The organism is Enterococcus sp. 2201sp1_2201st1_C11_2201SCRN_220225 (assembly GCF_040925905.1).
GTDB classification, from domain to species: Bacteria; Bacillota; Bacilli; order Lactobacillales; family Enterococcaceae; genus Enterococcus_C; species Enterococcus_C asini_A.
Genome location: NZ_JBCOJC010000044.1, coordinates 7,729 through 19,330, shown reverse-complemented (window position 1 = coordinate 19,330; position 11,602 = coordinate 7,729). Strand labels below are relative to the sequence as shown.

Sequence of the window (11,602 nt, the reverse complement as noted above, 5' to 3'; positions counted from 1 at the left end):
CCGAACACAGAAGTTAAGCTTCTTAGCGCCGATTGTAGTGAAGGGTTTCCCTTTGTGAGAGTAGGACGTCGCCACGCTGTTTTTTTCGATATGGGGGTTTAGCTCAGCTGGGAGAGCATCTGCCTTACAAGCAGAGGGTCAGCGGTTCGAACCCGTTAACCCCCATACGAGCCGTTAGCTCAGTTGGTAGAGCATCTGACTTTTAATCAGAGGGTCACAGGTTCAAGCCCTGTACGGCTCATTGTAATTGCGGGTGTGGCGGAATTGGCAGACGCACTAGATTTAGGATCTAGCGCCTTTTGGCGTGGGGGTTCAAGTCCCTTCACCCGCATCAAGCCGGCTTAGCTCAGTTGGTAGAGCATCTGATTTGTAATCAGAGGGTCGAGGGTTCAAATCCTTTAGCCGGCATCACCAACACGCGGAAATAGCTCAGTGGTAGAGCACCACCTTGCCAAGGTGGGGGTCGCGGGTTCGAACCCCGTTTTCCGCTTTTATGCTTTGTCACCCGCCGGGGTGGCGGAACTGGCAGACGCACAGGACTTAAAATCCTGCGGTGAGTGATCACCGTACCGGTTCGATTCCGGTCCTCGGCATTAATTAAATATTGCGCCCATAGCTCAACTGGATAGAGTGTTTGACTACGGATCAAAAGGTTAGGGGTTCGACTCCTCTTGGGCGCGTAGTCTTTTTTTATACCCTCGGGAAGTAGCTCAGCTTGGTAGAGCACTTGGTTTGGGACCAAGGGGTCGCAGGTTCGAATCCTGTCTTCCCGATTATATTATGTGGAAACCTCGAAGTAGAAATACTTTGAGGTTTTTTGTGTATAGCAACAACTGAAAAAGTGTGTTATACTTTGAAAAATTGAATAGCGAAACATTTGGGGTGCTAGTTAGCTGAGATTATACCCATTGAACCTGATGCAGTTAGGACTGACGCAGGAAAATGTCTATGGATTACAACCTTTTTAGGCTTATTTATGCACGCAATCAGCAAAGATGATTACGTGCATTTTTAAATTTAGAGAGGATCTTTAGCCCCACTTGTTTGCTTCTAAACAAGTGGGGCTTTTTGATTTTTAGTGGCTGTTGGTTAAAGAATAGGAGGAAATGATGGTTACTTTTACGGAAAAAGCAAGGAAGATAGCTGATCCTTATTGGCAGGGAAGTTTTACCCATGATTTTGTGACGCAATTACAAGCTGGCACTTTAGATAAAGGTGTTTTTCGCTATTATTTATTGCAAGATCGCTATTATTTGGAACATTTTAGTAAACTCTATGATTTGATTGCCCAGAAGACAGAAAATAGTGAGATTCGGCAATTGATGAAAGAAAATAGCCAAAACTTGGCAGAAGGAGAATTATTTATTCGTAAGGAGTTTTTCCAGGAATTGGCAATTACCCCAGAGGAGATTAGGGATACTGCAATTGCTCCCACGGCTTATCACTACATCTCTCATTTGTATCGTCAACTGGCAGAAGGCGATGTAGTAGCTGCCTGCGCCGGAATGTTGCCTTGTCCGTGGTTGTATCAGGAAATCGGCACCAAATTAGTGACCCTCGGCTCCCCGGAACCGCTATACCAACGCTGGATTGCTACTTATGCCACAGAAGCTGGGGCGCAACAGCTACAGCGGGAACGGGAAATTTTAGACCGTTTGGCATCAGCGTCTACTCACCTTCAACAAGAAAAGATGCTCCAAGCTTTTTTGATCAGCAGTCAAATGGAATATCAGTTTTGGGAAATGGCCATGACCTTGGAATCCTGGCCTCAAGGAGTGAACAATGGAAAGAAATAAACTGCAAAAACTTACAGCAGTGGCGATTATGATTGCTTTAGATGTGGTTTTATCGCCTCTCATGCGCATTGAAGGGATGGCGCCTATGTCTAGCGTCATGAATGTTTTAGCTGGGGTTTTATTAGGTCCCGTTTACGCTGTGATTATGGCGACAGTCTGTGGTATGATTCGCATGACGATGTTGGGAATTCCCCCGTTAGCTTTAACCGGCTCAGTGTTTGGGGCACTATTGGCCGGAGTGGGTTATCGATGGGGCGGAGGTTTTATTTGGGCCATGGTAGGAGAAGTCATCGGTACGGGAATAATTGGTTCGTTATGTTCTTATCCGGTGATGGTCTGGTTTACTGGCAGCAGTCAAGGGCTATACTGGTTTATCTATACACCTCGCTTTATTGGGGCTACTTTAATCGGTGGTACCATGGGGCTAATGGTGTTGTATAAACTCAAGAGGTTGTCAGTCTTTAAACGAGTACAGGAACTTTTTAGGAGGGAGAATCATGTCAGATTATCAACGTTTATTAGCAGAAATTAAGGTGGCTTTGCCCTTGAAAAAAGTTCCCTTAGTTCATTGTATTACCAACGAAATTACCTGTGAGACCATGGCGAATGCTTTGCTTTATGTGAATGGCAAACCATTAATGGCAGATGACCCCCGGGAATTTCCGGAATTTTTTGCTCAAAATGATAGTCTGTTATTAAATCTGGGGCATATCTCACCGGAAAAAGTGACAGCTTTAGTGGCAGGGGCTACATTTGCCCAACAGACGAAGACGCCGGCTGTTTTGGATTTAGTGGGGGTTTCGGCGACTAAATTGCGCTATGACTTGGCTTGGGAAATCATTAAAAAACAACCTGCTGTGATTAAAGGCAATCTTTCAGAAATGCGAGCCTTTTGTGGATTAGCCAGTAGAGCGCGGGGAGTGGACGCAAGTTTTGAGGACCAGACCCCTATGGCTTTGGCTGAATTAAAAACCGTAATGGAAAAAGTAGCTCGTCAGTATCAAGTCGTATTACTAGCTACGGGACCCACTGATTTAGTCGTTGCTTCTGAGAGTTCTTATACTTTAAGCAATGGTGTCCCACAATTGGACCGCTTTACCGGCAGTGGCGATTTATTAGGGGCGATAATTGCAGCGTTGTTAGGCTCTGGAGTGAGTGCATTAGCCAGTGCAGTGACAGGAGTTAGCTATTTAAATCTTTGTGGAGAACAGGCAAAGGAAGCTTTGGGATTAGGAGCTTTTCGCAGTGAAACGTTGAATCAGCTTTCGTTATTAATGGATACAAAGTGGTGGCAACAGATTAGGAGGCAACCTAGTGAAACAGATTGATTATTCGTTGTATTTAGTAACAGAGCGGTATGATTATTCTCAAGAGCGTTTTTTAGAGATTATAGAAGAAGCGTGTCAAGCCGGGGTGACGGTGGTTCAGCTACGAGAAAAAACGGCAACTACCCGAGCTTTTTATGAATTGGCATTGAAAGTAAAGAAAATCACAGAAGCTTATGAAATCCCTTTGATCATCAATGACCGTTTGGATATTTGTCTGGCAGTAGAGGCGGACGGGTTACATATCGGCGACGATGAATTGCCAGTGGCGGTTTGCCGTAAACTTTTGGGACCGGACAAAATTCTGGGGGTTTCTGCCAAGACCATAGCCCGCAGTCAAGAAGCCTGTGATGCGGGGGCGGATTATTTAGGTGTCGGTGCCATGTTTCCTACTCAAACCAAAGCAACCCCAGTGACAAGTTTTGCTACTTTAACAGAGATTAGTAAGGCGGTGTCTTTACCAGTGGTGGCTATTGGCGGGATTAAAGAAACCAATTTGAATCAATTTCAAAATGTGGGGATTCAAGGGATTTGTATGGTGTCAGAAATTATGCAGGCAAAGGATGTAGCTGCAAAAGTTCGTCAGTTGAAAAGTAACATTCAAGAATTGCTGGGATAACCCATGGCAATTCGTCAGGATAAACAGAAAGTAAGTAAAAAATTTATGAATAATTATTGACTTTTCAGACAATTCCTCGTACAATTTAACACAACCTCATATATTTAAGACGAAGACAAGAAGAGTAGCAGTCTGGTAGTTGTTTAGAGAGCCTTTGGTTGGTGGAAAAAGGTCGGTAGCAGGCGGTGAAACACATCTTGGAGTTGCCCTTCTGAATAAAGTAGGAAGAGCCGGGTTAGCCCGATAGCGCTGCGGTCATTGTTTGATGACTCGTTGAGATTTCCGTTTGCGAAAATGGAAATAAAAAAAGGTGGAACCACGTTATTGACGTCCTTTGGTAGGAGTACCAAAGGGCTTTTTTTTATATTTTTTTAAGGATTTTATGGGGATAAAGAATTAGGAGGGGCGACATGGAGCTGAAAGATAAGATTTTACGAAAAGAAGAAAGAATTGCCTTGCAACTACGAGAGCTGTATGAAGAGGCAGGTTATCAGTTTTTGCGCTTGGCTAGTTTTGAGGATTACCGCTTTTATTTGGAGCAAAAAAACTTTTTATCTGGGGGCGACGTGATTAAGTTTACCGGAAGTGACGGTCGCCTATTGGCTTTAAATCCCGATGTGACTTTATCCATTGTGAAAAACACGCCTTCTGGAGCCAGTCGCCAAGTTTATTACAATGAAAATGTCTACCGTCATATTCGCAAATCCGATGAATATCGACAAATCAACCAAGTGGGTATTGAAGTCTTAGGGGAGGTGGACCAAGAAACCGAGCTAAAAGTGGTCTTGTTGGCACTACAATCGCTAGCAAAGATCGGTCCCGGAAAACTGGAACTCTCCCACAGCGGTTTGATTACGGCGATTTTAGATTTGTTTAGCACACCGTTACGGGGAAAAGTTTTTACTCGTATTAAAAATAAAAATTTACCGGAACTAGCTCAACTGGCACTGGAAGATGGTGTAGCAAAAGAGCGAATTGAGCAGATGATCGCCATGATGAAGCTTTCAGGAGATTTGTTTACTATGCTGCCTCAAGTAGAGAGTGTGGTGGCAGACTGGCCGGCAGCCCAAAAAGCGGTAGCCGAATTAGCTCAAGTAGTTCAGTCCTTACAAGAAGTCGCATTGCCTGAAAAAGTGCAATTGCTCTTTGATCTCTCCACTGTAAATGATACCAATTATTACAGCGGCTTGATTTTGCAAGGGTTTATTGAAAACATTCCTCAAGCTTTGCTCTTTGGCGGGCGATATGATGGCTTGTTGAAAGCATTGGATAAAAGCCAACAAGCCATTGGTTTTGGGATTCATTTGGATATGTTAGAGCGTTGTCCTGATAAACCGGAAAGCAAAGCAACACCGTGGTTAAATGTTGCCTTACCTAAAGGCCGGATGGGACAAGCTGTCTACGAATTGTTCCGGGATGCGAAGTTGGTGTCAGGAAATTTATTAGATGATTCTCGGAAACTGGTCTTTGAAGATAAAAACAAGCAGATGCGCTTTTTCTTAGTCAAACCTAGTGATGTGGCCAGCTATGTGGAACACGGAGCAGCGGATATCGGCATTGTGGGTCGGGATATCTTATTAGAGACGAAGGCGGATGTGATTGATCTGTTGAAATTTGAGTTAGGAAAATGTCGCATTGCCGTAGCGGGGCCGAAGAATTTTGTAGTAGATGGCACTAGGCCGCTGCGAGTAGCTACTAAGTATCCCAATATTACCCGAAAATATTTTGCCAATCGCAGTCAGCCAGTGGATTTAATTTATTTAAATGGTTCTATAGAACTGGCACCGATTGTAGGCTTGTCTGATGTGATTGTAGATATTGTGGAGACAGGAAATACATTGCGGGAAAATGACTTAGCAGTTTTGGAAGAAATTGATACTTCCAGCGCCCGATTAATTGTTAATCGCGCAAGCTGGCGTTTTAAAAAGACGGCTATTATTGAAGTGGTGGAGAAAGTGAGTGAAACCAAATGATTCCAATTATTGAAGCAAAAAAGCAAAAGATCAGTGAGTTAGTAAAAACCAATACGGCAGAAACCAGTGATTATGCCAGTGTAGTCCAAGAGATTTTAGATAGAGTAAAAGCAAAAGGGGATGCTGCATTAATTGATTATTCCGCTAAATTTGATGGCGCTGTAATCAGTGAATTGCGGGTTTCAGACGCAGAAATTGCCACAGCACTAGAGCAAGTAGACCCAGAATTTTTACGAGTTTTAAAAGTTGCCAAAAGAAATATTAGTGAATTTCACGAAAAACAAGTTTCCCAAGGCTTTATGATGACGAGAAAAGGTGCGGTCATGGGGCAACGGGTGATTCCTTTAGCGAAAGTGGGGGTGTATGTTCCCGGCGGTACGGCCGCCTATCCTTCCACCGTTTTAATGAACGTGATTCCCGCAAAAATTGCCGGCGTGAAAAAAATCGTTTTAGTAACACCTCCGTTAAAAGACGGCAGCGTTAATCCGGCAATTTTAGCGGCTGCTAGCATTGCGGGAGTGGATGAAATCTATCGCGTTGGGGGCGCTCAAGCTGTGGCAGCCTTAGCTTACGGCACTGAATCGGTACCAAAAGTGGACAAGATTGTCGGACCAGGAAATATCTATGTAGCTGCGGCCAAACGTTTAGTCTACGGCACTGTGGATATTGATATGATTGCCGGCCCCAGTGATGTCTTAATTGTAGCGGATGCTAGTGCTAAGGCGGATCACTTAGCCGCTGATTTGTTGGCGCAAGCAGAGCATGATGTAAATGCCCAAGCCATTTTAGTGACCACCGATCCTAAGTTAGCCGAAGCTACCGCTAAAGAAGTCGCTTCTCAAACAGCTCGCTTGCCACGGCGAGAGATTATTGAACAATCCATTGCTAAAAACGGCAAGATTATTTTAGTGGAAAATTTGGCAGAAGCACTGCAAATCGCCAATGAAATTGCACCAGAACACTTGGAATTAGCCGTCGCTGATCCTTTTACTTGGTTGGATCAAGTGGAAAATGCCGGCTCGGTTTTCTTAGGACACAACACGCCAGAAGTTCTAGGGGATTATTTAGCGGGACCGAACCATACCTTGCCTACTGAAAGCACTGCCCGCTTTTATTCGCCGCTATCTGTCGCTGATTTTGTGAAGCATTCTCAGTATTTGTACTATGGGGAGGCGGCGATGAAAGCCGTGGCGGATGATGTGATTTTATTTGCAGAAACGGAAGGTTTAGGGGGCCACGCTAATTCCATTCGTCTGCGGAAAGGGGAGTAGTTCATGAAGTTTTTAGATTTCCGCATTGCAAATTTAGACCCTTATGTCCCGGGAGAGCAACCCCAGACTAGTGGTTTTATTAAATTAAACACCAATGAAAGTGCCTATCCCCCAGCGCCAAAAGTGGTGGAAGCTGCAGGACAAGCTGCGGGCAACTTGCAGCTGTATCCAGACCCTACGCTAAGTAACGTAAGCCAAGAGCTGGCAGATTATTTAGCAGTGGAGCCAGACCAGCTTTTTCTGGGCAATGGCAGTGATGAAATCTTGGCCTTTTGCTTTCAGTCATTAATGGGCCAAGGAGTAGCGTTTCCTAAGATTAGTTATGGCTTTTACAGCGTTTTTGCCAAACTTTATGGCCTGACCACCAGGGTGATTCCCTTAAATGCCGATTTATCCATAAATTTAGCGGATTATCAGGATTTGACGGAAACCATTGTCATAGCGAATCCCAATGCACCAACGAGTTTAGGCTTACCTGCTGAAGCCATTTTACAACTGGTACAAGCACAGCCGGAGCGATTGGTGATTGTGGATGAAGCTTATGTGGAGTTTGGTGGCGAATCCTTAGTACCTTACGTAAAAGAGTATGCCAATCTCTTAGTAGTAGGCACTTTTTCCAAATCTTGGCAATTGGCAGGGGCCCGGCTTGGTTATGCAGTGGCTCAACCAGCTTTAATTGAAATTTTGCAGCGAATGAAATACAGCTTTAATCCATATAGTGTTAACTCTATGACGGCTGCTTGTGGCTTAGCTGCCTTACAATCCCGGGATTATCATGAAAAATGTTTAAACGAAACAATAGCAACTCGCACTTGGAGCAAGAAAGCTTTGGAAAAATTAGGCTTTGAAGTTTTGGATTCTCAGACCAATTTTCTTTTTGTAAAAGGGCCGGTGTCCGGGGCGATTCTTTATCCGGCGTTAAAAGAACGGAAAATTTTAGTCCGCTGGTTTAATCAGCCAGAAATCAAAGATTATTTACGAATTACCATTGGCACTAGAAGTCAAATGGATACCTTAGTATCCACGTTAAAAGAGTTATTGTCATAAAAGGGAGGAAAGACGATGCGTCAAACAGAGATTACCCGCAATACAACAGAAACGAAGATTACTTGTAAGTTAAATATCGACGGTAGCGGTCAGCATAAGATTCAAACGAAAATTGGTTTTTTAGACCATATGTTGGAACTCTTTACCCGCCACGGCCGTTTTGATTTGGAACTAATCTGTGATGGGGATGTGGAAGTAGACGGACACCATACCGCAGAGGATGTCGCAATTGTCATTGGTCGGGCATTTTCAAAATGTCTAGGGGATCGTCGGGGGATTATTCGCTATGGCAGTATGCTGTTGCCTATGGATGAAGCGTTGATTTTAGCGGCATTGGATATTAGTGGCCGGGGGATTGCTTGTTTGCAACTGGAAATTCCCGCTGCTCAAATCGGTGGCTTTGATACGGAATTAGTGGAGGAATTTTTCATCGCTTTTGCAAGAGAGCTTGGGGCAGCGATTCATTTGCAACAGCTGGCTGGTAAAAATAGCCACCATATTGTGGAAGGGTGTTTTAAAGGTTTTGGCCGAGCATTGGCTCAAGCGGTGGCGATTAATTTGGCAGCGCCAGAGGAGATTCCCTCAACGAAGGGGACGATTTTATAAGAAGGGAGTCTAGCAGATGATTGCAATTGTGGATTATGGTGTGGGCAATTTATTTAGTTTAAGCAGTTCTTTACAGGCATTAGGCTTAGCCAGTGAAATTACTGGTGATGTGGCCCGTTTAAAAGCGGCAGATCAAGTGATTTTACCGGGAGTAGGAGCTTTTGGAGATGCCTTAGAAAAATTACAAGCAACAGGGCTTGATGTAGTTTTAAAAGATTTGGCCGCTACTGGTAAGCCTTTATTAGGGATTTGTTTAGGGATGCAGTTGTTGTTTGATTCTAGTGAGGAGTTTGGCAATCATCAAGGATTAGGTTTAATTCCCGGTCGCATTGTTTCCATGAAAGAAAGTTTTGATAAAGAAGGTATCCAGCTCAAAGTACCCCATATTGGCTGGAATCCCATTAGGATTAAACAGGAAAATCCGTTGTTGAAATACGTGAACGACCAAGATCAGTTTTATTATGTTCATAGTTTTTACGCCACAGATTGTGAAGAAAACTTAGTCGCTACGAGTGACTATGGGGTGGAAATCACTGGCATTGTAGCAAAAGACAATGTTTATGGAACTCAGTTTCATCCAGAAAAAAGCGGCAAGGTGGGACTTGCCTTGTTACGAGCATTTGGGGAGGTTAGGGCATGATTATTTTACCAGCGATTGATTTATTAGACCAAAAAGTGGTGCGTCTTTATCAAGGAGACTATGACCAGCAGCAAGTTTTCGGGGATGATCCGGTGGCTTTTGCTAAAAGTTTCCAAGAAAAAGGTGCCACCCATCTCCATTTGGTAGATTTAAATGGCGCCAAAGCAGGAACCAAGGTTCATTTTGAAATTGTCCGTCAAATCGTTGCCGCGACAGATTTTTTTGTGGAATTAGGCGGTGGCATTCGCAGTGAGCAAGATATTTATGAAGTGCTGGACATTGGGGTGAAGCGAGTAATTTTAGGCACCATTGCCCAAAAAGATCCAGCTTTCACTCAAGCTATGCTGAAAAAATACGGCAATCAAATTGCGGTAGGGGTCGATGCTAGAGCGGGGATGGTGGCGGTGGAAGGCTGGTTGGAGACCACTACTACGCGAGCGGATGATTTTTGCCAGCAATTAGGGGAGTGGGGCTGTTCCACGATTATCTTTACGGATATTGCGAAAGATGGTACCGGCAAGGGCATTGATGCCAAACTCTACCAACAGTTAAACAAGTTAGGTCTTGATATCGTGGCTTCTGGTGGGGTGACTACATTGGCTGATTTAGAAGCACTAGCCGAGGTGAATACTTATGGGGCCATTGTGGGTAAAGCGCTGTACAGTGGTCAATTAGCCTTGGAAGACTGTCTTGCTGTGGCAAAAGGAGGGGCATCATGATTTCGAAACGGATTATTCCTTGTTTAGACGTACGAGACGGTCGCGTAGTCAAAGGGGTCAATTTTGAAGGCGTAAAAGATGTGGCTGATCCGGTTGCCATGGCGAAAAAATACAATGAAGCAGGCGCTGATGAATTGGTTTTTTATGATATTACCGCCTCTTCTGAAGCCAGAGGAATCTTTACGGATATTTTAAAAGCGGTAGCTGCCCAAGTTTTTATCCCTTTAACAGTCGGTGGCGGGATTAATACCATCGAGGATTTTGACCGAGTGTTAAAATGTGGTGCTGATAAAGTCAGCGTTAATTCTGGAGCGGTGCGTAATCCTCAGCTTATTCAAGAAGGTGCGTTGCGATACGGCTCTCAATGTGTAGTCTTGTCCGTGGATATTAAACGGGTGGGGGAAGCTTGGCACGTCTTTACCAAAGGAGGCCGGGAAGATACTGGGCTGGACGCTTTGGAGTGGATTGTTCAAGGAGAAACATTAGGCGCTGGGGAATTGGTAATCAATAGTATGGATACTGACGGCGTGAAAAATGGGTTTGATTTGTCTTTATTGCAAGCTGTAGCTGAGGTGACGAGTTTGCCGATTATTGCTTCTGGAGGCGCCGGGAAAAAGGCCGATTTTAAAGCTTTATTCGAAAATCCTCAGATAGATGCAGGCTTAGCTGCATCTATTTTCCACTATGATGAAATTCCTATTCCCGTCTTAAAGAAATACTTAAAAGACCAAGGCATTCCTGTGCGTTTGTAAATCGAAAGGGGTAAAAAAAGATGAACATCACAGAACTAAAATTTGATGCCCAAGGACTGATTCCTTGTGTGGTTCAAGATTTTTATACCAATGAAGTATTAACGGTGGCTTATATGAACAAAGAAAGTCTGGAGGCTACCTTGGCAACAAAACAAATGACTTTTTATTCCCGTAGTCGTCAAGAACTTTGGCGTAAAGGGGAAACCAGTGGCAATACCCAAGAACTGGTGGAATTACTTGCTGACTGTGATCAAGACTCTTTGGTGGCTAAAGTCATTAAAGCCGGTCCTGCTTGCCATACCGGTAGTGAATCTTGCTTTACGAAAGCTGTCTTTAAGTCTGCGGATCACCAAAACTTTTCTGTAGAAGACTTGTATAAATTAGTCTTGGATCGGAAAGAAAATCCTCAAGAAAAGAGCTATACCAGTTATCTTTTTGCCAAGGGAAACGAAAAGATTTTGAAAAAAATCGGGGAAGAAGCAACCGAAGTCGTCATTGGCGCCATGAAAGAAAGCAAAGAAGAGACCACTTATGAGATTGCCGATTTGATTTATCACCTCTTAGTTTTAATGGCGAATAATAAGATTACTCCTGCTGAAATTTTGGCAGAGTTGAGTAAACGGCAAGTAGTGGACAAAAAAGTGAAGCAAGAAACCTTACAATAGGAGGCTGCCGATGTTTTATTCCAATGCCCATACTCATTCCACTTGGTGCGATGGGAAAAATACTTTACAAGAAATGGCACAGGCTGCTTTGCAGTTGCAGATGACTGATTTAGGCTTTACGTCTCATTCCTATGCTCCCTTTGACCCGGGGTGTCTGGGTGTGATTGATGAAGGAGCCTATCAAAGAGC

12 protein-coding genes, 8 tRNA genes, 1 riboswitch and 1 other annotated feature are annotated in these 11,602 nt (G+C 44.0%); all 20 genes read left to right on the top strand.

Annotation, left to right across the window (positions count from 1 at the left end; all coding sequences use genetic code 11):
• Positions 1-92 precede the first annotated feature (92 nt).
• Positions 93-165, top strand: a tRNA-Val gene (locus tag AB5754_RS10770).
• Between the two features lie 3 nt (positions 166-168).
• Positions 169-241 (top strand) — tRNA-Lys (locus tag AB5754_RS10765).
• Positions 242-249: 8 nt separating this feature from the next.
• Positions 250-331 (top strand) — tRNA-Leu (locus AB5754_RS10760).
• A 4-nt stretch (positions 332-335) separates the two neighbouring features.
• Positions 336-408 (top strand) — tRNA-Thr (locus AB5754_RS10755).
• A gap of 10 nt (positions 409-418) precedes the next feature.
• A tRNA-Gly gene (locus tag AB5754_RS10750) sits at positions 419-490 on the top strand.
• 17 nt (positions 491-507) lie between these two features.
• Positions 508-593 (top strand) — tRNA-Leu (locus AB5754_RS10745).
• Positions 594-606: 13 nt separating this feature from the next.
• Positions 607-680, top strand: a tRNA-Arg gene (locus AB5754_RS10740).
• A 19-nt stretch (positions 681-699) separates the two neighbouring features.
• Positions 700-773 (top strand) — tRNA-Pro (locus tag AB5754_RS10735).
• Between the two features lie 95 nt (positions 774-868).
• A riboswitch (TPP riboswitch) is annotated at positions 869-958 on the top strand.
• 151 nt (positions 959-1,109) lie between these two features.
• Positions 1,110-1,796 (top strand): thiaminase II, encoded by a 687-nt coding sequence (gene tenA / locus AB5754_RS10730; protein WP_368252451.1) that lies wholly within the window; start codon positions 1,110-1,112, stop codon positions 1,794-1,796.
• Positions 1,783-2,328: an energy coupling factor transporter S component ThiW gene (gene thiW / locus AB5754_RS10725; RefSeq protein ID WP_368252450.1), complete on the top strand. Its 546-nt coding sequence runs from the start codon at positions 1,783-1,785 to the stop codon at positions 2,326-2,328. Before tenA ends, thiW begins: the two co-directional genes overlap by 14 nt.
• Entirely contained in the window at positions 2,294-3,124 is an 831-nt protein-coding gene (locus tag AB5754_RS10720; RefSeq protein WP_368252449.1) for a hydroxyethylthiazole kinase, read from the top strand. Before thiW ends, AB5754_RS10720 begins: the two co-directional genes overlap by 35 nt.
• Positions 3,120-3,740: a thiamine phosphate synthase gene (thiE, locus tag AB5754_RS10715; RefSeq protein ID WP_368252452.1), complete on the top strand. Its 621-nt coding sequence runs from the start codon at positions 3,120-3,122 to the stop codon at positions 3,738-3,740. Before AB5754_RS10720 ends, thiE begins: the two co-directional genes overlap by 5 nt.
• 103 nt (positions 3,741-3,843) lie before the next feature.
• Positions 3,844-4,078: a binding site (T-box leader), on the top strand.
• Positions 4,079-4,150: 72 nt separating this feature from the next.
• On the top strand, positions 4,151-5,713 hold the full coding sequence (gene hisG / locus AB5754_RS10710; RefSeq protein ID WP_368252448.1) for an ATP phosphoribosyltransferase: 1,563 nt from the start codon (positions 4,151-4,153) through the stop codon (positions 5,711-5,713).
• Positions 5,710-6,984: a histidinol dehydrogenase gene (hisD, locus tag AB5754_RS10705; RefSeq protein ID WP_368252447.1), complete on the top strand. Its 1,275-nt coding sequence runs from the start codon at positions 5,710-5,712 to the stop codon at positions 6,982-6,984. The genes hisG and hisD overlap by 4 nt, the downstream gene beginning before the upstream one ends.
• Before the next feature lie 3 nt (positions 6,985-6,987).
• Positions 6,988-8,031 carry a histidinol-phosphate transaminase gene (gene hisC / locus AB5754_RS10700; RefSeq protein WP_368252446.1) on the top strand — a complete coding sequence of 348 codons (1,044 nt, stop codon included), beginning with the start codon at positions 6,988-6,990 and terminating at the stop codon, positions 8,029-8,031.
• Positions 8,032-8,046: 15 nt separating this feature from the next.
• Positions 8,047-8,637, top strand: a complete 591-nt coding sequence (hisB, locus tag AB5754_RS10695; RefSeq protein WP_368251866.1) for an imidazoleglycerol-phosphate dehydratase HisB — start codon at positions 8,047-8,049, stop codon at positions 8,635-8,637.
• Positions 8,638-8,653: 16 nt separating this feature from the next.
• Positions 8,654-9,277 carry an imidazole glycerol phosphate synthase subunit HisH gene (hisH, locus tag AB5754_RS10690; protein WP_311834102.1) on the top strand — a complete coding sequence of 208 codons (624 nt, stop codon included), beginning with the start codon at positions 8,654-8,656 and terminating at the stop codon, positions 9,275-9,277.
• A complete protein-coding gene (gene hisA / locus AB5754_RS10685; protein ID WP_368251865.1) occupies positions 9,274-9,996 on the top strand; it encodes a 1-(5-phosphoribosyl)-5-[(5-phosphoribosylamino)methylideneamino]imidazole-4-carboxamide isomerase in 723 nt (240 codons plus the stop codon). The genes hisH and hisA overlap by 4 nt, the downstream gene beginning before the upstream one ends.
• The gene (hisF, locus tag AB5754_RS10680) at positions 9,993-10,748 is read left to right on the top strand and encodes an imidazole glycerol phosphate synthase subunit HisF (protein ID WP_368251864.1); all 756 of its coding nucleotides are present in this window, start codon (positions 9,993-9,995) and stop codon (positions 10,746-10,748) included. The genes hisA and hisF overlap by 4 nt, the downstream gene beginning before the upstream one ends.
• Before the next feature lie 26 nt (positions 10,749-10,774).
• Positions 10,775-11,413, top strand: a complete 639-nt coding sequence (hisIE, locus tag AB5754_RS10675) for a bifunctional phosphoribosyl-AMP cyclohydrolase/phosphoribosyl-ATP diphosphatase HisIE (RefSeq protein ID WP_368251867.1) — start codon at positions 10,775-10,777, stop codon at positions 11,411-11,413.
• Positions 11,414-11,602: the final 189 nt, after the last annotated feature.

Bases quoted from the DNA above. Each gene is read 5' to 3' on its own strand.
- thiW (WP_368252450.1), top strand. From the start codon at position 1,783: ATGGAAAGAAATAAACTGCAAAAACTTACAGCAGTGGCGATTATGATT.
- hisB (WP_368251866.1), top strand. From the start codon at position 8,047: ATGCGTCAAACAGAGATTACCCGCAATACAACAGAAACGAAGATTACT.
- hisH (WP_311834102.1), top strand. From the start codon at position 8,654: ATGATTGCAATTGTGGATTATGGTGTGGGCAATTTATTTAGTTTAAGC.
- hisA (WP_368251865.1), top strand. From the start codon at position 9,274: ATGATTATTTTACCAGCGATTGATTTATTAGACCAAAAAGTGGTGCGT.
- tenA (WP_368252451.1), top strand. From the start codon at position 1,110: ATGGTTACTTTTACGGAAAAAGCAAGGAAGATAGCTGATCCTTATTGG.
- AB5754_RS10720 (WP_368252449.1), top strand. From the start codon at position 2,294: ATGTCAGATTATCAACGTTTATTAGCAGAAATTAAGGTGGCTTTGCCC.
- hisD (WP_368252447.1), top strand. From the start codon at position 5,710: ATGATTCCAATTATTGAAGCAAAAAAGCAAAAGATCAGTGAGTTAGTA.
- hisG (WP_368252448.1), top strand. From the start codon at position 4,151: ATGGAGCTGAAAGATAAGATTTTACGAAAAGAAGAAAGAATTGCCTTG.
- hisC (WP_368252446.1), top strand. From the start codon at position 6,988: ATGAAGTTTTTAGATTTCCGCATTGCAAATTTAGACCCTTATGTCCCG.
- hisF (WP_368251864.1), top strand. From the start codon at position 9,993: ATGATTTCGAAACGGATTATTCCTTGTTTAGACGTACGAGACGGTCGC.